General features: G+C 45.5%; 22 protein-coding genes and 1 tRNA gene. 6 read left to right on the forward strand and 17 right to left on the reverse strand.

The genetic code is table 11. The annotated features are described in order from the left end of the window. The first annotated feature begins 77 nt into the window (after window positions 1-77). The gene (locus RTV33_RS01355; RefSeq protein WP_312640734.1) at window positions 78-1,625 is read left to right on the forward strand and encodes a recombinase family protein; all 1,548 of its coding nucleotides are present in this window, start codon (window positions 78-80) and stop codon (window positions 1,623-1,625) included. 115 nt (window positions 1,626-1,740) lie between these two features. Here the strand turns inward: RTV33_RS01355 and ilvD are convergent, their stop codons facing one another. The 6 genes from ilvD to RTV33_RS01385 all read right to left on the reverse strand — a co-directional run bounded on the left by ilvD (window position 1,741) and on the right by RTV33_RS01385 (window position 8,161). Then, on the reverse strand, window positions 1,741-3,411 hold the full coding sequence (gene ilvD / locus RTV33_RS01360; RefSeq protein ID WP_312640736.1) for a dihydroxy-acid dehydratase: 1,671 nt from the start codon (window positions 3,409-3,411) through the stop codon (window positions 1,741-1,743). Window positions 3,412-3,422: 11 nt separating this feature from the next. Then, window positions 3,423-4,418 carry a ketol-acid reductoisomerase gene (gene ilvC, locus RTV33_RS01365; protein WP_312640738.1) on the reverse strand — a complete coding sequence of 332 codons (996 nt, stop codon included), beginning with the start codon at window positions 4,416-4,418 and terminating at the stop codon, window positions 3,423-3,425. A gap of 28 nt (window positions 4,419-4,446) precedes the next feature. Beyond that, complete coding sequence (ilvN, locus tag RTV33_RS01370; RefSeq protein ID WP_312640740.1) at window positions 4,447-4,965, reverse strand: acetolactate synthase small subunit; 519 nt, start codon at window positions 4,963-4,965, stop codon at window positions 4,447-4,449. A 15-nt stretch (window positions 4,966-4,980) separates the two neighbouring features. After that, complete coding sequence (ilvB, locus tag RTV33_RS01375; protein ID WP_312640742.1) at window positions 4,981-6,648, reverse strand: biosynthetic-type acetolactate synthase large subunit; 1,668 nt, start codon at window positions 6,646-6,648, stop codon at window positions 4,981-4,983. Window positions 6,649-6,663: 15 nt separating this feature from the next. Then, on the reverse strand, window positions 6,664-7,866 hold the full coding sequence (gene ilvA, locus RTV33_RS01380; RefSeq protein ID WP_312640744.1) for a threonine ammonia-lyase: 1,203 nt from the start codon (window positions 7,864-7,866) through the stop codon (window positions 6,664-6,666). Window positions 7,867-7,993: 127 nt separating this feature from the next. Further along, window positions 7,994-8,161: a hypothetical protein gene (locus RTV33_RS01385; protein WP_312640746.1), complete on the reverse strand. Its 168-nt coding sequence runs from the start codon at window positions 8,159-8,161 to the stop codon at window positions 7,994-7,996. 184 nt (window positions 8,162-8,345) lie between these two features. On the opposite strand from RTV33_RS01385, the gene RTV33_RS01390 reads away from it, so the two are divergent. After that, window positions 8,346-8,489, forward strand: a complete 144-nt coding sequence (locus tag RTV33_RS01390) for a molecular chaperone GroEL (protein WP_312640748.1) — start codon at window positions 8,346-8,348, stop codon at window positions 8,487-8,489. Window positions 8,490-8,600: 111 nt separating this feature from the next. Here RTV33_RS01390 and RTV33_RS01395 read toward each other — a convergent pair whose 3' ends face one another. From RTV33_RS01395 to RTV33_RS01410, 4 genes are all read right to left on the reverse strand, one after another. Further along, window positions 8,601-8,897: a DUF3892 domain-containing protein gene (locus RTV33_RS01395; RefSeq protein WP_312640750.1), complete on the reverse strand. Its 297-nt coding sequence runs from the start codon at window positions 8,895-8,897 to the stop codon at window positions 8,601-8,603. Between the two features lie 165 nt (window positions 8,898-9,062). Next, a complete protein-coding gene (locus RTV33_RS01400) occupies window positions 9,063-9,806 on the reverse strand; it encodes a peptidoglycan DD-metalloendopeptidase family protein (protein ID WP_312640752.1) in 744 nt (247 codons plus the stop codon). Beyond that, window positions 9,791-10,090, reverse strand: a complete 300-nt coding sequence (locus tag RTV33_RS01405; protein ID WP_312640754.1) for a hypothetical protein — start codon at window positions 10,088-10,090, stop codon at window positions 9,791-9,793. Before RTV33_RS01405 ends, RTV33_RS01400 begins: the two co-directional genes overlap by 16 nt. Then, window positions 10,087-10,416: a hypothetical protein gene (locus RTV33_RS01410; RefSeq protein WP_312640756.1), complete on the reverse strand. Its 330-nt coding sequence runs from the start codon at window positions 10,414-10,416 to the stop codon at window positions 10,087-10,089. Before RTV33_RS01410 ends, RTV33_RS01405 begins: the two co-directional genes overlap by 4 nt. Window positions 10,417-11,121: 705 nt before the next feature. On the opposite strand from RTV33_RS01410, the gene RTV33_RS01415 reads away from it, so the two are divergent. From RTV33_RS01415 to RTV33_RS01430, 4 genes are all read left to right on the forward strand, one after another. Next, window positions 11,122-11,643 carry a transcription repressor NadR gene (locus tag RTV33_RS01415; RefSeq protein WP_312640758.1) on the forward strand — a complete coding sequence of 174 codons (522 nt, stop codon included), beginning with the start codon at window positions 11,122-11,124 and terminating at the stop codon, window positions 11,641-11,643. A 105-nt stretch (window positions 11,644-11,748) separates the two neighbouring features. Continuing rightward, complete coding sequence (locus tag RTV33_RS01420) at window positions 11,749-12,327, forward strand: hypothetical protein (protein ID WP_312640760.1); 579 nt, start codon at window positions 11,749-11,751, stop codon at window positions 12,325-12,327. 254 nt (window positions 12,328-12,581) lie between these two features. Continuing rightward, window positions 12,582-13,652, forward strand: a complete 1,071-nt coding sequence (locus RTV33_RS01425) for a GGDEF domain-containing protein (RefSeq protein ID WP_312640762.1) — start codon at window positions 12,582-12,584, stop codon at window positions 13,650-13,652. A gap of 292 nt (window positions 13,653-13,944) precedes the next feature. Then, window positions 13,945-14,391: a hypothetical protein gene (locus RTV33_RS01430; RefSeq protein ID WP_312640764.1), complete on the forward strand. Its 447-nt coding sequence runs from the start codon at window positions 13,945-13,947 to the stop codon at window positions 14,389-14,391. A 346-nt stretch (window positions 14,392-14,737) separates the two neighbouring features. On the opposite strand, the gene RTV33_RS01435 is transcribed toward RTV33_RS01430, so the two are convergent. From RTV33_RS01435 to RTV33_RS01465, 7 genes are all read right to left on the reverse strand, one after another. Further along, the gene (locus tag RTV33_RS01435) at window positions 14,738-15,373 is read right to left on the reverse strand and encodes a CPBP family intramembrane glutamic endopeptidase (RefSeq protein WP_312640766.1); all 636 of its coding nucleotides are present in this window, start codon (window positions 15,371-15,373) and stop codon (window positions 14,738-14,740) included. Between the two features lie 117 nt (window positions 15,374-15,490). Further along, window positions 15,491-15,581, reverse strand: a tRNA-Ser gene (locus tag RTV33_RS01440). A 103-nt stretch (window positions 15,582-15,684) separates the two neighbouring features. Continuing rightward, window positions 15,685-16,167: a 23S rRNA (pseudouridine(1915)-N(3))-methyltransferase RlmH gene (gene rlmH, locus RTV33_RS01445; protein WP_312640769.1), complete on the reverse strand. Its 483-nt coding sequence runs from the start codon at window positions 16,165-16,167 to the stop codon at window positions 15,685-15,687. A gap of 10 nt (window positions 16,168-16,177) precedes the next feature. Then, window positions 16,178-16,969, reverse strand: coding sequence for an MBL fold metallo-hydrolase (locus tag RTV33_RS01450; protein WP_312640771.1), 792 nt, complete (start codon window positions 16,967-16,969; stop codon window positions 16,178-16,180). Window positions 16,970-17,026: 57 nt separating this feature from the next. Continuing rightward, window positions 17,027-18,310, reverse strand: a complete 1,284-nt coding sequence (locus RTV33_RS01455) for a UDP-N-acetylglucosamine 1-carboxyvinyltransferase (RefSeq protein ID WP_312640773.1) — start codon at window positions 18,308-18,310, stop codon at window positions 17,027-17,029. 368 nt (window positions 18,311-18,678) lie between these two features. Further along, the gene (locus tag RTV33_RS01460; protein ID WP_312640776.1) at window positions 18,679-20,400 is read right to left on the reverse strand and encodes a M23 family metallopeptidase; all 1,722 of its coding nucleotides are present in this window, start codon (window positions 20,398-20,400) and stop codon (window positions 18,679-18,681) included. A gap of 432 nt (window positions 20,401-20,832) precedes the next feature. Beyond that, window positions 20,833-21,548: amino acid ABC transporter ATP-binding protein (locus RTV33_RS01465; RefSeq protein ID WP_312640778.1), on the reverse strand; the 716-nt coding region annotated here is incomplete at its 5' end.

Consider the following 21,548-nt stretch of genomic DNA (forward strand, 5'->3'; position numbering starts at 1 on the left):
CAACCTGCAATAGTTGCTGTATGCTTTTGATAGATGATAGCTGTCAATCTTACAACATCTATTTGAAAGGAGAGCAAATGAAGAAGTTTAACACCATCACCGGAGAAGAATTACTATCGAAAGAAGTTAGAGAGATTCCGTTCATCATCAAAGATTTAATTCCTATTGGACTTACGCTTCTTGCAGGTTCAGCAAAGGTGGGTAAAAGCTGGCTCGCACTGTGGCTCAGTATCGCTGTTGCCAAGGGGGAAGCTGTTTGGGGATACACCGAAATTGTCTTTCCAAACTATGATGTGCGATTTATCGCTATCGGTGACGGCATTGACAGTCTGTATGGCAACGATGATTTTACCCCTTTTAAAAATATAATCAACGAGCTTTATGCAAAAGACTGCAGCCGTAAAATCCGTGCAGCCAAGCGTGCCAAAGCTGAAACAGGTGCTTGGCTTGGTGGCAAGCCTCCATACGGGTATATGCGTGACCCCGAAAATCCTAAAAGTCATCTTGTTCCCGATGAAGAATCCGCCGAGGTTGTAAAGCTGATATTTTCTCTCTGTGTTGGTGGTAAAGGTCCCAATCAGATTGCACGAGAGCTAAAAAAGCGTGAGATACTCACCCCGGCACATTACTATTATCGCAAAGAGGGGAAGAAGAATGCCAAGCTGAATTTGGAGCAGCCATACAAGTGGCACTCTGAAAATGTAACACGAGTTTTGGAAAATGAGGTTTATCTTGGACACACCATCAGCCTTGTCAACACCACCAAGTCCTATAAAAATAAGAAGCGTGTGGTGCGTCCAACCGATGAGCAAGTGCGTTTTGAAAATACCCATGAAGCTCTTGTGGACAAAGAAACTTGGGATATCGTCCAAAAGTTAAGAGAGAGTAAAATCAGACCGACACCTATGGACAACCCTAACATTTTCTCAGGACTGTTATACTGTCAGGACTGTGGGGACAAGCTTGACCTCTATCGCACCCACACCAAAGGTGAGAATTACAATAATTTCAAATGCCGAACTTACAACAAAAACGGCAAAGACTTTTGTACATCTCACTACATCCGAGAGGATGCCATTAAAGCAATTGTGCTGGATGATTTAAGGCGTGTCACTCACCTTGCCCGGACGCATGAAAGCTTATTTGGAAAGTATCTCAACAAGAAAAACACCACACAGGTGCAAAGTGATATTTCAAATTTGTATCAAAAAATAGTAAAGCTCAAGCATCGTGAAGCAGAGCTAAAGGCACTTTTCAAACGGCTGTATGAAGATAATGTGCTGGGCAAAATACCCAATGAAGTATTTCGTGCCCTAAGCCAAGATTACCTTGATGAGCAAAAGGAAGTAGCCACTGCTATCCCAGAGAAAGAAAAAGAGCTGGAAAAGCTTAAAAGCAGCATTGCCAATGTAGATTTATTTATAGTCAAAGCCAAGCAATATCCCGAAATTCCGGAGCTGACTTCCGAAATCCTCCACCTGTTTATTGATAAGATTGTGGTTGGTGAAAAATCCCAACGATACTCGAGAACGGCATTTCAGCAAGTAACAATCTACTATCGTGATGTTGGATTACTGGATTTAGCAGACACACAGGCACTACAGAAGGAATTAGGCGTGGCATAGGAATAGCAAAAGGCAGACAGCTTTCACTCAGCTGTCTGCCCAAATGCAACAAAACTATTGAATTAAAAATGTTTCCCTATAACACGGTGGTTAAAGCTTTGCATGGCTTTTTTATTTATTCGGATAGTACTGCGCCCGTATTTGCTGAGCTGACCAGTTTTGCATAACGCGCCAGCCAGCCGCGATGGCTGTGCGTGGGAGGATTTTGCCCTGCACGCCGCTCATCAAATTCAGCTTGTGTAACCTCGGCATCAATTCTGTTATGGGGAATATCGATGCGGATGATGTCACCATCATGCAGCAAGCCGATTTCGCCGCCCGCCGCCGCTTCGGGTGAGACATGCCCAATCGAAGCTCCTCGAGATGCACCGGAAAACCGCCCGTCGGTGATGAGCGCAACCTGCTTGTCAAGGCCCATACCCGCCAATGCAGCGGTTGGCCCAAGCATTTCGCGCATGCCCGGGCCGCCGCGCGGCCCCTCAAAGCGGATAACAACGACATCACCCGCTGCAATTTCACCCGAGAAAATCGCAGAAATGGCATCTTCTTCGCCGTCAAAAACACGGGCGGGGCCGCTGTGCACCAGCATTTCGGGTGCTACCGCCGATTGCTTTACAACACAGCCATCGCGTGCAATGTTGCCCCACAGCACTGCAATTCCGCCGGATAGGGAATGCGGCAGTTCTATTGAACGAATCACTGTGCCGTCTGCACCCGGTACACCTGAATTTTTCAGGTTCTCTCCGACTGTATGCCCTGTCACGGTCAGCGAATCGGCAATCAGATGGCCTTTTTTAGCCAGCTCTGCCATAACCGCCTGAACGCCGCCCGCCGCGTAGAGATCTTCAATATGATGATCTCCGGCAGGTGCCAGCCGGCATAAGTTAGGAGTCTTCAAACTGATTTGATTGATGAGGTTTAGGTCGACATCGACGCACGCTTCGTGGGCAAGCGCCAGCAAATGCAGCACGCTGTTTGTACTGCATCCCAGTGCCATATCCACAGCCAATGCATTTTCAAACGCCTGCTTAGTTAAAATATCCCTGGGCTTAATCGCCCAATCCAAAAGATGCATAATCTGCATACCCGCCTGCTTTGCAAGCTGGATTCTCGCCGCATAAACAGCCGGAATTGTGCCGTTGCCGGGCAGTGCCATGCCAATGGCCTCGCACAGACAATTCATGCTGTTCGCCGTATACATGCCGGCGCAGGAACCACAGCCCGGGCAAGCGTTATGCTCCAGCTGCGAAAGCTCGTCGCCGGTAATGAACCCAGCCTTGTACGCACCCACCGCCTCAAACATCTTTGAAAGGCTGATATCCTGCGCGTTGCTTTTGCCTGCCAGCATCGGCCCACCGCTGACTATGAGGGAGGGGATATTCAGCCGTGCCGCCGCCATCAGCATCCCCGGCACTACTTTATCGCAGTTGGGAATCAGCACCAAGCCATCAAAGCAATGCGCCATCGCCATTGTTTCAATGGAGTCTGCGATGAGTTCCCTCGAGGGGAGCGAGTAGCACATACCCGAATGCCCCATAGAAATTCCGTCGCAAACGCCGATGGAAGGGAACAGAATCGGCGTACCGCCTGCCATGCGCACACCCGCTTTTACCGCTTCTGCGATTTTATCGAGATGGATGTGCCCCGGCACTACCTCGCTGTAGGCAGATACCACACCAATGAGCGGACGGGACAGCTCCTCCTCTGTGAACCCGCAGGCATAAAACAGCGAACGGTGCGGGGCACGTTCTGCCCCCTGCGTTACCTGACCGCTTTTTTCTTTCATTCTTGTCACCCTTATTTCTTCAGCCAGCTCATCATTTTTCTAAGCTGTGCCCCTACTTTTTCAACCGGATGCTCCGCCTCCATACGCCTTGTGGCAAGGAAGTGAGCACGTCCGCCCGCTCGGTTTTCAGAAATCCATTTGCTTGCAAAGGTGCCATCCTGAATCTCATGCAGCACCTTTTTCATCTCCTTGCGGGTTTCCTCGGTGATAATGCGTTTTCCGGTGCAGTAATCGCCATATTCAGCGGTATCACTGATGGAATATCTCATCATAGCAAAGCCACCACTGTTGACCAAATCGACGATCAGCTTCATTTCATGTACGCACTCAAAGTATGCCATTTCGGGCGAGTACCCAGCTTCAACCAAGGTATCGAAGCCCGCCTTCATCAGCTCGGTGACACCGCCGCACAGCACGGCCTGTTCTCCGAACAAATCGGTTTCGGTTTCCTCTTTAAAGGTAGTTTCCATAATGCCTGCGCGTCCGGCGCCGATACCTGCCGCATATGCCATAGCAAGCTCTCTTGCCTTGCCGGAGTAATCCTGATGAATCGCAAACAGAGACGGTACACCCTTGCCCTCGAGGTATTGAGAGCGCACGGTATGCCCGGGGCCCTTAGGGGCTACCATTGCTACATCACAGTTGGGTGCAGGCAGAATCTGATTGTAGTGGATATTAAAGCCATGGGCGAACAGCAGCATTGCACCGCTTTTTAGGTTGGGGGCAACCGAAGCTTTGTAAATGTCAGCCGCCAGCTCATCCGGCACCAAGAGCATCACCAAATCTCCCGCAGCGGCGGCGTCCGCTACCTCCATAACCGTAAGCCCTGCCGCTCTTGCTTTTTCGCAGTTTTCCGAGTTTTCGCGCAAACCCACAACCACATCAACTCCGCTGTCCTTCAGGTTCAGCGCATGCGCGTGCCCTTGGCTACCATAGCCGATAATTGCAACGGTCTTACCCTTTAATACACTTTGGTCACAGTCTTGCTCATAAAACATTTTTGCCATTTGAAAATCCTCCATCCATATATTTAGTTTAATTACCTGTTGTTTCATCTGTGCACTCGCCCGCTAGGGTGCTTTGGCACAGCTCCATTGCTGTAATTCCGGTTCGGCTCAGCTCCAATATCCCAAACGGGTGTATCTGCTCAATCAGCCTATCAATTTCAAACATCGAGCCGCTTGCTTCAATTATAGTACTGCCGTCCGGTGCTGCCGCAACCTTTGCAGTATGCTCGGCGAGCATTCGAAGCAGGCTTGCATCGTCGCTTTGGGCTGCTGTTTTAATCAACATGAGTTCCCGCTCCAACAGCTTATCGTTTGGAAGTATTTTGACGGCTTTGACTTCCTCCAGCTTGCATACCTGCCTGTAAATCTGCTCAAGCTGTGCATTGTCTCCTTCTGTAAGTATCGTGATACGGGAAAACTCTTTGTTTTCTGTTTCCCCCACTGACAGTGCCTTAATGTTAAAGCCTCTACGGCTAAACAAGCCGGTCACCTTGGTGAGCACACCGAAGTGGTTCGACACCAAAAGCGATAAAACCCCCTGTTGCATCGGTTTTTCTCCTCTCTAATCACTGAAAATCATATCCTGCTCGGTACCACCCGGTGGAATAATCGGATACACGCGTTCTTTAACTGCAATGCTGCAATCGATGACGCATGGTTTGCCGCATTGGAACGCGGTGGTAAGTGTGCTCTCAATCTCCGAGCGTTTATCAAGGCGCATACCCACGGCACCGAAAGCCTCAGCCAGCTTTACAAAATCGGTTGCACGGTTAATTTCGGTGTATGCGTAGCGCTCTTTATAAAACAGCCTTTGCCACTGGTGAACCATTCCGAGCACACCGTTGTTCATTATCAGAATAACAATAGGGATATCATTGGATACCGCAACGGCAAGCTCGTTTAAGTTCATATGAAAACTGCCATCCCCCGTGATGAGTGCCACCGGGCGGTGGGGGTTACCTACCTTTGTGCCGATGGCGGCGCCCATACCATAGCCCATAGTTCCAAGGCCGCAGGAGCTGATAAACGAACGAGGCGAGGTAAAAGGGTAATACTGTGCGGTGAGCATTTGGTGCTGACCCACATCGGTGACAATCAGTGCATCCTCGCCGGCAACCGTTTGCAGCTTGGTGATAATTTCGCGCGGGCTTAAGTCGTGTTCATCGCAAGCATTGGGCAGCGTGTTATGCGCTTTATGGTAAAGCAGCTTATGAACCCAATCGCTGTTGGTTTTTTGCTCGCACTGTTCTGTAAGTACCTTTAGAATGTTCTGTGCGTCACCAATGAGGGAAAGGCAGGCATTTACATTTTTCGAAATTTCTGAGGGGTCAATATCAATGTGCAGAATTTCTGCATTGGCGGCAAATTTACTGCGGTTGCCGGCTACCCGGTCAGAAAAACGGCTGCCGATTGCAATTAGTAAATCACAATCTCTCGCCGCGATGTTGGCGGTGGAGGTTCCGTGCATTCCAATCATGCCAAGATACAGCATATCGTTGTACGGAACCGAGGAGATGCCCATCATACTGACGCAAACCGGGGCGCTGATTTTTTTAGAGAAAGCCGCCAATAGCTTGGAAGCATCGGAAAAAACAACACCGCCGCCTGCATAAATCAAAGGACGCTGCGACCTCGCAATGGCTTGCAGTGCAAGCGAAAAGTCATCTTCTGAAGGGACAGGATTCTTGCGCGGAACATAGAGCGGCTGTTTGCTGTACTCTGTTTTGGCGGCAGTGACATCCTTGGGGATATCGATGAGCACTGGACCCTTGCGCCCCGAGTTTGCAATTACAAACGCCTCTCTTACGATATCCGCCAGCTCATTAACGTCCTTGACAATGTAGTTGTGCTTGGTGATGGGGTTGGTGATACCGGCGATATCTACCTCCTGAAAGCTGTCTCTGCCAATCAAATCGGTGGGCACATTGCCGGTGATTGCAATCAGCGGAACCGAATCGTGATAGGCTGTGGCAATGCCTGTTACGAGATTGGTTGCCCCCGGCCCCGACGTTGCCAAAACAACGCCTGTCTTTCCGGTGGAACGCGCGTATCCATCGGCGGCATGAGCGGCACCCTGCTCATGCGAGGTAACGATATGCCGCATCTCAGCCCGTCTTTCATAGAGGGCATCGTAGATATTGAGCACAGCACCCCCCGGATATCCGAATATCATATCCACCCCTTGATCGAGCAGCGCCTGAATTAAAACTTGCGCGCCTGTCATCTGCATAATAAGCTCCCCTTTCTATTCTAAAAACACCTTATATCCATTGTGCTCCAATTGCCGAATGACGTCCTGCCCGTGCTTTGTGCCGCTCACCTCGCATACGATATGCAAAATTGCTTCGTTAAGCCTTAGGTCGGCGTGTAAACGGTCGTACTGAACCATGATGATGTTTGCGCCGCAGCCCGCCACAATACCGGAGAAACGCTGCAGGCTGCCGGGAATATCCAGCATCACTGTGCCAAATTTCAGCTGCCGTCCGCGGGTGATGAGGCCTTTTTCGACAATCTTATGAATAAAACTTACGTCAATATTGCCCCCTGATAGGACGCTTACCGCACGTTTCCCCTCCAGATTGGTCTTCTTATGGATGGCTGCTGCAAGGGAGACAGCCCCTGCCGGCTCCACCAGCATTTTTGTGCGCTCTAAAAGCAGAAGGATGGCCTCGGCAATTTCTTCATCGGTAACGGTAATCATTTCATCGACATAACGATTGATAAGTTCTGTTGTAATTTTACCGGGCACTTTAACCGAAATACCATCCGCTATGGTGACCGAGGTTTCGGTGAAACGATGTGCTTTTGCCTGAAACGACTGCACAATGGCATCTGCGCCCTGTGCCTGAACCCCAATCACTTTTACTCTGGGGTTAATCTGCTTGATGTAAAACGCCATGCCTGCAAGTAGTCCCCCGCCGCCTGCCGGAATCAGCACGGCATCCACTGTGGGGATATCCTGAAAAATCTCCAGCGCTACTGTTCCCTGCCCCGTAATTACATCCTCATCATCAAAAGGATGAACAAAGACAGCACCCGTTTCCTGCTGAATCTCCACCGCTTTTTGGTAGGCATCGTCGTAGCAGTCGCCGTGCAGAACTACCTTGGCACCATAGCCACCAGTTGCAGCTACTTTTGCAATCGGGGTGCTCCGCGGCATAACAATGGAAGCTTCCATTTGCAGGGCATTGGCGGCATAAGCCACACCCTGAGCATGATTGCCCGCACTGGAGGATACCACCGAAGTTACCTCTGCGCTTTCTGACATTTTGGCAAGCTTGTTATAAGCCCCGCGAACTTTAAACGACCCTGTTTTTTGTAGGTTTTCGCATTTTACAAACAGCTCTGCGCCGCTCATTTGAGAAAATGTTCTGGACGAATTGATAGGGGTATGGTGCACGATATACTTTAGCCGCGCTGCTGCGGATTCGACCTCTTTTACATTCATACTCAGCTCTCCTTAAAAAAACAAAACCTTCATCCGCGTAAAAATACCGGACGAAGGTTTTGTTCTCTAACAAATAAAAAACCCTCGCCTATACTGCATACAGGCGAAGGTTTTATGCCCCAAGATACTACTGCCCCTGTGGTACAGGTAGCATAACATCCATAAACGACACATCATTTCGCCTGCGGCTAATTATAACGACGACGACGACAAAAATAAGCGAAATAATCGATACTACGACTTCGCTTACGACGTTAATTATAATAATTGCAGAGGCAAATAACGGTGTCATCATAATGTTATGCTCCTTTCTCAAGAATAAATAAATTACAAGAATATTAACAGAATGTTATCTCTTTGTCAAGCATTTCAAAAATATTTTTTTGTTTTTTGGCAGTGGCTTGTCTTTTACATCTGTTTGATTTGCATCTTTTTTATAAATAAGCGATGAGTGGAAATACTATTCTTGAGGTGATTTTATGTCGTACATTGACCCTAAATTGGCAGACCGATTTGAATCTTTGCCGATAGATCTCAAAAATGCAATCTTAGAACAAAACGTAAAGTTATACACACTGCAAGACCTGATAAACTGCCTTGAAAACATGGTAGGCGAAGAGTAAATACCATCTTTTTTTCGCATTTTTTCTACAATAAAAAAAGCGCTTCCTTGTATTGGGGAGCGCTTTTTGTATTTCTTCTACGGTCAATTGTGTGGTACTGCCAACTTTGTATCATTGTGAGATCGACGGCAAATTACCTAAGTTGTTGTTTTCACTTCCATCAGGGAGTGATTTTAAATACTCGTTCCCATTTCTTGCAGAAATGCCAACGCCCTGAATACCACCCTGTCTGGCAAGCTGAACAGCCTCATCTTTGTCCATAACACGGCCGTCCGACAATTGATATCCGGTGACACGCCCGCCCGTTTTTACCAATGCTGTAATTTTTTTTGCATCTTCATTTGGCTGTGGAATATCCTTCAGTGCCATCATCGGCAACTTTGACAAATCGTTTTTATCCTGAGCCATCGGTTACAATCCTCCAATTCATCCATTTGGCAGCTTTTACACATACCTAGCGTTTTAAAAATAGTTTACCAATAAAGCAAAAAAATATTCTGCTTTTGCAGTGCCTGCTGCAAATTATAATACACTAATAAAAAACTGAGGATGAATACTCACCCTCAGCTTTTTTTATTTTGCTGTGAGCACTTCGGCAGCACGCTCGCATTTTACTTTGTATGCGTCACGTTCCTGTTCTGCCTTATCTGCCCTTTTGGTCTCAGCGGTAAGCCGCGCCTGCAATTCCTTGCAGCGTTCACTCTCTGCCGAATTGCTCTCATCGTAAACTGTGGGCAGCTCAATGTCGTTGTTGGTGTACCACCCGACATCTTTGCCCCAAATGCTCTGGTTTTTGTCCAGATACCACACATCCGAAGGGTTGATTGTACTGTCGACAGTACCTTTAAGAATCACCCTACCGCTGCTCGAAATACCCACCGCGTACTGCGGGTATTTGGCGTCGGTATCAAATTCGATGTGCAGGTGATATCCCATCGGCTTGCCGTTTACCAGTGTGCCTCCGGTGTTTCCGTACATCCCGATGACGGTGTCTTTGGTTACCTTATCGCCCGCTTTAACACCAATGCTCGAAAAGTGGAACATGCGGCATGCGAGGTCAACCACCTTACCGCTGTGCAGCTCAACATCCTGATACACAATTACAATGCAGTTGCCAAGCCTTTGATTGAGTGCATTGCCATCCATCCCCGCTGCTATTACGGTGCCATTGCCGCAAGCGTAAACGGTAAGCCCGTCGCCGTCGCTGAACAGGTCGACACCGTAATGATTGTAGCCCTGCTGCTTCAGGTAGGCGGGGCTTTTATACCCCGCACTAAACACGCTTTTATCAATTGGCAATACTAATTTCTGTGCCATGTGATCGCCTCCACAATGCGCGAGACTCCCTCATATACACCATTGCTTGCTGCCGCCACAATGAAACCGTTAAACAAAATTAGAGCAGCGTTGGATGCATCAAGCTGTCCTGTAAAAAAATAAGCCGCATAGAGCACAATCAATGCTACTATATAGCTATATGCCTGTGTGGGAAGCTTACAAAGCTTATCCAGCCACGATTTTGTAAATTGCGTAACAAATGCCGTCATTGCAACAGCACCCGTATAGGTTGCCAATGTTGCCCAAGTTGTAAATTCCGTCATAACTCTTTTACCTCCGTTGCTTTTTCATTATCCGGCATATCTTTCAGACGTTCCACCAGCTCGGTGACAATACCGTTGCCACCCAATGCATGATACTGAAGATACATGGCATTGATATTTTCCATTGCATAGATTGGGCAGTAACCCAAATCCTTGTAATAGTTGTATTGGCTGATTATTCGGTCATGCAGTAAAGCTTGTATTCCCAGTTTAATTGCGTCCTGCTCTTTAATACGTCTTTCCAGCTTCTTGTAGGCAAGCCCCAAAAAAGAGAGAGCTGCGCCGAATAAAACCTCCAACCAATAATGCATTATAAATTCAATCATTTGGTACCATCTAACCCCCTCCTTTGCAGTTGACTGCAAAATTTTGTTTACGTCTATCTTGTGTTACTTCGATAAAAGACCGATTGTACGCCCGTTATACCGGGCTAGAGAAGCAATCCCTCATCAGCGTCTCTCTCGAAAATCAACTCCAGTGCTCCTTGCTTGTTTTATTGTTTTCCTTTTTAGTTTGGGTTTGGTACCCATATATACTATGAACGTGCCGCTACGCCTGCCAACAAGGTCATCTGCGGTATAAACTGCAAAACTTCCAAATAACTGTAATAAATAAAATAACACTTTGCATTTACTGCGAAGGAATTGAAAAAAACAAGCAGATATTGAACCGTAAAAAAATACCTCAATGCAAAAAAGAACCACTTGATCAAGTTATTTACAGGCTTGATCGGGCGGTTCTTTACGGCGGATAGCTAATGAGTGTCCAATCTTTCATCCTCTGCTTTTGTCCACACATGCAGCTTTTTAGGATTACAACATATGTTTTATCACATTGGAAACGGTCTTTGCGCGCAAGGGCGAGCAAACTTGTACCATGCGCAAGTGCAAAACTGTGTTTTAAGACCGGTTTATGATATAATAACCGTAATACGGTTATTATATTTTACTTAAATGCTTTTGGCTCTCCCCTTACGGGGCAACCGCCAAAACGGCGAATTATACCGATAGAAACGAGTAGGTGGGATGAAAATGGACGCGACAGAAAGACGCCAGGGAATACTCCAAATTTTAAAACAAATTACCGAGCCGATCAGCGCAAGTGCGATTGCAAGCCGGTTTGCGGTAAGCCGCCAAATTATTGTGGGAGACATTGCATTGCTGCGCGCTGCCAACATAGCCATATCAGCAACCCCACGAGGATATATTTTAGACGATAACAGCGTTAGCAAGAACGATTATTTGTACACAATTGCGTGCAAACACAACAGAGAGAACCTTGCCCAAGAATTGTACACCATTGTTGATAATGGTTGCGGGCTGATTGATGTTATTGTAGAACACACGGTTTACGGGCAAATTTCCGGTCAATTGCATATATTTTCACGCTATGATGCGGATTGCTTTTTAGAAAAGATTGCTAAAGATTGCGCATCCCCATTATGTGATTTAACTGGCGGAGTGCACTTGCATACCCTCTCCTGCCCATCTGAAGAAGCTTATGAAAGGGTTATCTCTCAATTAAAAGAGAGTGATATTCTGTTTATAAAATAATTTACCCTTGACAATTATAGGTTTTTTCTTTACAATACAAAATTAAGTGTCAAGACACATGTAAAGATACATTTATTTTGTTATTGAAAGGGTAAGTATTCTAAAATGAAATATAATACAGCACAGCATACGCAACTGCAAAGCATGGTTATTGCAGCGCTATTATGCGCAATCGGTATTGTTATTCCCATGTTTGCACCCAAAATTGTTTTGGAACCTGCCTCCTTTACGCTTGCAAGCCATGTTCCAATCTTTATCGCTCTGTTCATTTCGCCATCTGTAGCTTTGGCTGTGGCAATTGGTACTACCGTTGGCTTTTTGTTTACCGGCCTGCCAATTGTTGTTGTACTTAGGGCTTTGACACATGTTCTGTTTGCAATGATAGGAGCGTTTGTACTAAAAAAAAGACCGAACACTTTAACTACGTTGGGCGGAAATGTAGCGTTCGGTTTGCTTTTAGCGGTTATACACGCGGTAAGCGAGGTTACTGTGGTTACCCTTTTCTACTTTGGCGGAGGTATGTCGCAAAATTATTATAAAAACGGCTACCTCGTTTCTGTTCTTGTTCTTGTAGGAATCGGCACCATTATCCACAGCATGATTGATTTTGGCATTGCTGTTTTTCTTTGGAAACCTCTCAGCCGAATCGTTCATATGCCTTATAATGCAAAAATACGCACTTGATTTTGCCTGCCAAGTAATTATATTCCGGTTGGATATAGCCACAGTTCAGCAGATGTATCGCTTATATACATCTACCTTAAACAAATTAAGAAAGAAGCCGATTGCAAAGAATGCAGTTGGCTTCTTTTATGTTTTGTGGTACAGTATCTATTACAAATGGGAACATTTAACTTGTAGAATAGCTGCAAGCAACTTAATGGTACAAGACTACGTTTAAATACTATCCTGATCGTCTAGGGGGAATTATTATTCAGTTGAAAAAAGTATTAGCATATTTGGTGGCTCCTCCTGCGGGTGCAATTCCCTCTGAGGTTAAGGCTATTCGTTACATTCGCACTTCGAGCCTAATTCTGGCGATTCCGCTGTTGATATATGCACTGTATAATTTGATAAATGGCAATGTCCTGTTTACCATCACTACAACCTTTGGCTGGGTCGCCTTGTTTATCATTAACCTGCTGCTTTTACAGCCGAGCACGCTGCGCAAGGCCATCTGGCTGATTCTCACGGGCATCTACGTTCTGGCGGTTATCTCTTTTTTTGGGGGAAAGACCCAGTATTATTCGCTTATTTGGATGGCCTGCCCACCTGTAACTACCTATTATTTGGTTGGAAGCAAGCAGGGGCTGAGAATAAACATCGCATTTCTACTGTTTGTTTTTCTGGGATTGCTTTTTCAATCACCGGTACCCATCGCATATCGCAGCATTGCCAATATTATGTTCAGTCTAATCATGCTGTCTGCGACACTCTATGGTTACGAAAAGAGTCGTGAATTTTATCTGCTTTTACTGGAGGATAAGCAACGTGAATTAGAGTGCATTTCTACCACGGACAGTCTGACCGGGCTGTATAATCGTATGCATATTGAAAGCACAATAGAGAGGCATCTTGCTGGACTTCCATGCACCAAATCCAGAACGCCAACCCAATGCAGCCTCATGCTAATTGATATAGATTACTTTAAATCGATTAATGATACCTATGGACACCAGGAAGGTGACAAGGTGCTCCAAGCAGTGGCTGCGGTAATATTAAAAACGTTAAAAAACCGCGGTGAAGCTGCACGCTGGGGTGGGGAAGAATTTCTGGTCTTTATTGATGATATTCCCTATGAAGAAATAATGAAGCTGGCTGAAAATACAAGATCAGCCATTGAAAAGCTCGCCTTTGAAAACGGAATCACCGTTACAGCTTCGATGGGTGTTACCTTTTATTGCAGCGGAGACACTTACGATACATTCTTGAAACGCGCAGATGACTGCCTTTATAAAGCCAAAGCACAAGGTCGTAATCAAATTAATGTCACTATGCTTTCATTTTGATTGCAGATAATAAAAAAGCGAAGCCGCCCCTACCACTCACTTAGTTAGGATAATTTTAAAATCAATTTAATAATTCTAATTAATACCTAAGCTAAATATACCTATTGGAATAATCTTTTATCACAAAAACAAAACATTTTTATCACTAAAAACCTATAGTTTTAACAGCTAAATTACCACAATCACAAACTTAAATGCATAATAAATTTATCGATATAAACACATCTTTCATTCTATCATATAATATATTGCACTAACTTTGGTGCGATATTAAGACAGGAGGATGTATTATATGCGTAATATGGAAAATTGCGGATGCAAGGATAATCACCATGAGGATAATAACAATCATAATGAGGGTAAAAAGGATATTCGCGAGGGCATAGAGGACATTCGTGAGGGTATTGGAGACATTCGTGAAGGCCTCGATGACATTTGCAGAGGCAATATCTGTGAGGGTGTCAGAGATATCTGTGAGGGAATTGGCGATATTGAGGAAGGCCTTTGTGATATTATTGAGGGCTTAAATGATCTTCATCATGTCAACAAGTGTAAAAATATAAGGCAAATCGAAGAAGGTATCCGCGATATCCGTGAAGGAATCAAAGATATTTGCGAAGGTTTGGAGGATATCCGTAGATGTAATATCTGCGAGGGCGTCAGAGATATCCGTGAGGGCCTTTGTGATATTGAAGAAGGTCTGGATGACATTATTAAAGGCTTAAAAGATATTGCTTAATGTATTGAGGCAGATGTAAAAATAGCTTTTAAGAGGAAACGTCTTTTGCTTCCATTTACTCATTATAAATATATAGAGAGAGACGCGAGGATACTTCATGTAATCCCCGCGTTTCTTCTTTATCTTTGTATTGGTTTAAATTCTATTTTTAATACTGTGGTTTCGAATATCAATGTGACCATCAGCTTAGTATCGTATTTTCCAGCAATGCCACTCTTATGCTAAGCAGTTTTATTTTGACGCAGGTATATCAAAAAAGAAAACCCTGCATAGAAAAATCTATGCAGGGTCTTTGCGAGCAATATTGATAACTTCACAACATCCAATGCAGAACTCTAAAAGTTTTTCACTTTAATAACAACGGAAGAAACGAAATTGTATCAAACGCCACATGTGCAACCCATGTTGTCCATATCGAATTGCTTTTCTTAAAAGCGAAATTCAATATAAGCCTGGGAGCAACGATAGTAATTAATATCTGTGGCACATTGTATCCATATGAAGCAATATGCCAAAATGCAAATAAAATTGCGCAGATTAATGACGCCTGCCAAAACTTAAAGTTCAATTTCTTCCATAGCGCAAAGAGTAACGTGATGCTAAGTAATTCCTCTCCCATTAACATAAATGGTACGTGGGTGCCTACATACTCCCATGTAAGCACAGAATTAATCGCATTTCCAGTTAAACTACCACCACTAATCATCTGCCATATCTTACCACAAATCATCGAAGTAAGGACTAACGCGGGGATTGATATTATTGTCCATTTAATGCTGAAGTGCTTAAACCATTCTGTAAACTCATCTTTTAGTACCAGAAACGCTAATATTCCAGTAAGCAAAAGATTATAGATCGTGGAAATTGGGTCAAGAATTTCCAACCCAATTGGTATCAGATGTAAGAATTGGTATGTAGTGGCAATCATAATAACGCCAAGTATAAGGATGAAAGCATTATTTCTAATCGTTCTATTTTTCACAATTTCCCTCTTTTAACTATTAAATTATTTCTCATTATGTCTATAGATATAATAGCCATTTCAGGTTAAAGCATAAATAAACAGAAAAATGTCCTGCGTTGAAAACGCAGGACATTTTGGCGGAGAGCTAGGGATTTGAACCCTAGGTACGCTATTAACGTACACACGATTTCCAATCGTGCGCCTTCGACCACTCAGCCAGCTCTCCAACTGTTGTGGCTTTGCTCTTACAGAGCGCTTAATTATTATACCTAATATTTTTCAAAAAAGCAAGGGGTTTTACAAAAAAATTAAAAATATCTGCAAATTCGTTATTTATGGTATTTTCCATTTGCACTAATTTGAAAAGCACGATAGATTTGTTCCAGCAGCATCATACGCGCAAGCTGATGCGGAAACGTCATTTTCGACATGGATAGGCGCAGCTGTGACTTTGCTTTGAGTTCCTCCCACAAACCATGTGAGCCGCCGATAAGAAATACAATACTGCTTTTACCGCTGATTCCTATTTTATCTATCGTACGTGAAAGCTCCACCGAACAAAGCTGGTTTCCTTCAATGCACATTGGAATCAGATAAGCGCCTGCTGGCAGCTTTGCAGCAATGCGTTTGCCCTCGCTTTCAATGCAGGCATCAATTTGCGCAGCGGAAGGATTATCGGACAAGCGCTCTTCATCAACCTCAATTACACTAATTTTGCAAAACGCCTGTAAACGCTTCACGTATTCCGCGCAGCCTTCACGAAGGTAGCTTTCTTTCAATTTTCCAACACAGATTACTGTAATGCTTAACATATCCACACTCCTACAGAACCATCATCTCGCCCGCCTCGCTGCGTTTGGCAACCGTCAGAATAAAATCATCGCCCTCCACCATCTGCGCGGCTGTAAGCCCGTTTAAAGACGTTTGATACGCAAGGTCAGGGATATTGTTCTCTTTGCTGAGATGCGCCAAAACAATGCGCGTCGTGCCTGTTTGAACAAGCTCCGGCAATAGGGCGGCACAATCTTCGTTTGAAAGATGCCCCTGCTGCCCTGCAATGCGTTTTTTCAGGTAATACGGGTAAGCACCATTCATCAGCATATTAGGCTCATAGTTGGATTCCATCAGCACCAAATCGCAGCCGCATATACCATTTTTAACGGCATCACTCACAAAACCCAAATCGGTTGAGATGCCAATCAGACGGTCATCTGCTGTATGAATGCGGTAACCAAGGCTATGTACGCTGTCGTGTGAGGTACGGAAACTTGCGATTTCCATACCAGCCACACACACTGCACCGCCATCAATCGCTTCTAATTGCGCCGCAGGCGGAACGCAGTCATTCGCAAGCAAAAAATCGAGCACCTGTGCGCTTGCAAACACCGGAACCATTCGCTTTTTGAGCAGCACATTGAGTCCACGGATATGGTCGATATGTTCGTGCGTAATAAATATCGCCTTCACCTGCTCAAGCGGGATATCATGCCGGCATAACCCTGTCACAATACCCTTGCAGCTGATACCCGCATCGACAAGAATGCCTGCATCGCTGTTGCCGATATATGCACTGTTTCCGCTGCTGCCGCTTGCAATGGTAAAAAATCTTGCCATAAAATTTAAATTTCCTTTCTCCACAAAAAAAGGCACTTCTAAAGTGCCTTTCTAAGCTTAGATTGCTTTCTCTATAAGTGCATCGGCAAATTCAACCTTTTTTATGTTTGCACCGAGTTCCCGCAGCTTTTCAATAATATCCTCATAGCCACGCTCAATATGGTGAATTTCTTCAATTTCGGTGGTACCATGAGCCATCAGCGCCGCAATCAGCATTGCCGCACCGGCACGCAAATCAGTCGCCTTCACCGGCGCTCCTGTGAGCGACGAAACACCCTCTACCACTGCTACTTTACCATCCACTTGAATGCTCGCACCCATACGGCGCAGCTCGTCCACATATTTAAAGCGGTTATCCCACACGCCCTCGGTAACAATACTGGTACCGGCTGCAACCGTAAGCAAAGTAGTCATCTGCGGCTGCATATCGGTGGGGAAACCCGGATGAGGCATGGTTTTCAGCGATATCTTTTCCAGTGCGCCGTCACGGCTGACACGGATAGAATCGTCGTATTCCACTACATTTACTCCTGCCTTTAAAAGCTTCGTTGTAATGGATTCCAAATGTTTGGGAATTACATTTTTAATCAGCACATCTCCGCAGGTCGCCGCGGCCGCCACCATATAAGTGCCCGCTTCGATCTGATCAGGAATGATAGAATAGGTTGTACCGCGTAAAAAATCTACACCGTGAATTTTAATGACATCGGTACCCGCGCCGCGGATATCCGCACCCATGGAGTTTAAAAAGTTTGCAAGGTCGACGATATGCGGCTCTTTCGCCACGTTCTCAAGAACCGTAAGGCCTTTGGCCTTAACCGCCGCCAGCATGACGTTAATGGTAGCCCCAACCGAGACCACGTCAAAATAAATATGTCCGCCTGTCAAATACTCTGTCCTTGCGTCGATCATACCATGGTCGACCGATACAGTTGCACCGAGCGACTCAAAGCCTTTAATGTGCTGGTCGATAGGGCGAACGCCAAAATCGCAGCCGCCGGGCATAGAAACTTCAGCCTTATTGTACTTACCAAGGAGTGCGCCCAGAAAATAATAGGACGCACGCATATTGCGTGCCAATTCATATGGCACAGTTGGGGAAATGTTTTGGGTAGCGTCGATCTCAACCGAAAAACGGTTGATGGGACGAACCTTTGCACCCATTTCGCTTAAAATTTTAAAAAGAATGGATACATCACTGATGTTTGGGATGTTTTCAATGATACAGGGGCCATCCGCCAAAATTACTGCCGGAATAATGGCTACCGCTGCATTTTTTGCTCCGCTTATCTCAACCTCGCCCTGTAAACGGACGCCGCCCTCAACAACAAATTTTTCCAATGCGGCACTCTCCTTATATATGATACTCAAATAAAAGTGAATAATCAGTGAAAAAGGCCGCCTCATTGCCGCCTTTTTGCGTTGTCTTTCAGTTCATTTTAACAGTAATATTATATCACCTTTTACCCTAAAATAAAAGCTGAGTACAGCAATATTTACTGGCTGCTGTTTTTGGCTCGTTTTGTCGAAATTTTTGGCTGAAAAACGCATCAATAAGCCAAAAACCATATTATCTGTATAAAACCTAACACAGTATAGCACGGGTGTCTAATTTTGGCAAGATGCACAATTCAATTTTACCCAAATTGTAATACATTTGTGAAAAATAAGAAAACCCTCACCTGTTAAAATGAGGGTTTCCCTGTTTTTTAATACGGACTTCTGCTTCCGATATACTTCCTTGCGTCAAGGTAAGCACCATTCTGCCTAATTTCAAAATGGCAATGGTTTCCGGTTGCGTTACCGGTACGGCCCACAGCCGCAATGGTTTGGCCCTGCTGTACATATTGGCCCACACTGACATACAGCGCACTGTTGTGTGCATACACCGTGGTAATACCGCCGCCATGGTCAATAATAACATGCTTACCATAACCATAACGGTTTGATTTCACTGTTACCACTCTGCCGCTCATAGCCGCAACCACCGGTGTACCGCTGCGGGCTGCGATGTCGGTACCGGTATGGCCCGGATAGCCCCAAATGGGAGAGGAAATATAATTGTAGCCGTAGCTGCCCACAACCGGCCAGATAAAGCCGCCTGTGGAGGTACCGTTGCCGGTTGCCTTGGGTACGTTGGTACCAACCGCAACAACCTCATTTCTTGGCTCTAAAATTCTTTCCTCATTGACGATGTTTTTTTCTACCGCAACTCCGTCAATGTAGGTGATATCGGCGACAATTTTCATCGTTCCGTTAACACCTTTTGTCGTTACCTGCTCGACACCCTTGAGAAGCTTGGCGTTGTCCACACGTTCAGTATCGTAAGGGATATCCTCCTCGTAGGTTTCGCGACGGATGACTTGTACCTTCATCATCGGCACCGAACGCGATACCAGCAGCTGCTTACCCGGCAGAAAATTATCGGTAAGGTCAGGGTTCATCGCGGTAATCTCTTTGAGCGGAACACCGGTCTTGTCGGCAATCAGCGACGGAGAATCGCCCGCAACAACGGTATAGTAGCTCTCGCCCGATACATTGCCGCTGAGCATGCTGCTAATCGTCTGCACATCTTTAAGCGACTGCACGGGGTATAGGCCGTCCTTGAGCTCAATCTTGTTCACAAACTGAATGGTTTCATTCTCGCTGTCGGTATCATATTGGTCAAGCATCGCATTCATTGCATCCAGTATAAGCTCGGGGTTTGTGGAGGCGCCTTTAAAATCGCCCTCAACATAAAGGCCGCTTGCCTGTGTAATTTCACCGCCGCTTGCCTGAATAATGCGGTCGGTAAGCGCGCTTTCATTCACAAGCTGATCTTCGGTTACCACCGCAAGTGTGTACTGAGGCATAGAAACAGCTTGCTGCCCCTCACTTGCCGGCTCATGGGTTTCTCCGTCTGCACTTACATATTCCGCCAATACGTTCGAATTACTTTTGGATAATGCTATGGGTGGAGCGGTATCTTCATAGATAATACGTTTTTTTACTTCTTTTTCCGCATTTTCAAATACCGATTCATCACTGATGTAACCAATATTCTTACCACCATAGTTAACTGAAAGCGCAAAAGTCAGGCTGTTGAAATGGTTTATTGTAACAACAAGCACCATAACGGCAGCAACCGGTGCGACATAGTTTAAAATATTGCTGATTACATGCAGATTAAGGAGTATGACCTCCCATACAATGCGTAACAACTCAGCGGTTGCCTCAGATTTGCCAAAGGATTTCGCCTTGCGGATACGCTCGCCATACTGTGAAAACCTGGAGCGAATGGTGACAATAGGCGTTACAACATCGCGAACGATTGTTTTTATATAACGCGCAAAAGACGCACGGCGTTTCTTCTTTTTTTCCGCAAGCTTATCGCGCAAACGGTTAAACCAAGTCTCAAGGCGACGGCTGGTGCGGCGTTCATACCGAACCATCTGTGCCCCCATGTAATAGGCTAATCTATATAATTTATCCAGTATAATATCTAAGCTGTCTAGAAAATTCGGTACGGAAAGCATGCCTTTTTTGGTTGCCTTTTTCGGAGCAGAGTGTTTCTGCTTCTTACTTTTTTTCTTACTTTTTGTAGGCATGGCATCGGCTCCTTTCAACTATCCTTCTTTTTTAGCCTTGTTGCAACGCAACACAGAAACGATGCACGAAAATATGGCTATCGTTTACTATACACCAAAACGTCACTTTTTTCAAGGTTGTTCATAGAAATGTTACGGAGCGGTAACACTCGCAAAAGCTACACCTGCCCTTTTTATTGTGATAGGCCCTGGCTGTAAATGCAAAAAAGCAAGCCGCCTGATAAAATAACAGGAGGCTTGCTTTTTAATAATGCAGTAATGGTACTGCCGTTCGTTCTACAAAACCTTTGCGAGGAAATCTTTCAGGCGTGCATTCTGCGGGTTGGAGAAAAACTCCTGCGGGTTGTTTTGTTCTTTGATTATCCCCTCATCCATAAACATCACACGGGTTGCAACCTCTCGCGCAAAGCCCATTTCATGGGTGACTACCACCATAGTCATGCCTTCATCCGCAAGTTCCTTCATCAGCTCAAGTACCTCGCCTACCATTTCGGGGTCGAGCGCGGAGGTTGGTTCGTCAAACAACATCACTTCGGGGTTCATAGCGAGTGCACGAACAATAGCAATGCGCTGCTTTTGTCCGCCTGAAAGCATGTTGGGGTAACTGTTCGCTTTGTCCGCAAGGCTGATGCGCTCAAGCAGGCGCATTGCATTGGCATCTGCCTCTTCCTGTGTTTGCAGCCCCAACTTAACAGGTGCGAGCGTGATGTTCTTTTTTACGGTAAGGTGCGGAAAGAGGTTGAAGTGCTGAAACACCATGCCCATTTTTTGGCGCACCTTGTCAATATCGGTTTTTGGATCGGTAATGTTGCGGCTCTCAAACCATATTTCACCCTGTGAAGGCTGCTCCAAAAGGTTAAGACAACGCAAAAAGGTGGATTTGCCCGAACCGGACGGACCGATGACAACCACTTTTTCCCCTTTTTCAATGGTAGTATCAACACCTTTGAGCACCTGGTTACTGCCAAAGTTTTTGTATAGTCCTTTAACGG

Origin of the sequence: Hydrogenoanaerobacterium sp. (assembly GCF_032017025.1) — a bacterium.
Taxonomy (GTDB): domain Bacteria; phylum Bacillota; class Clostridia; order Oscillospirales; family Ruminococcaceae; genus Hydrogenoanaerobacterium.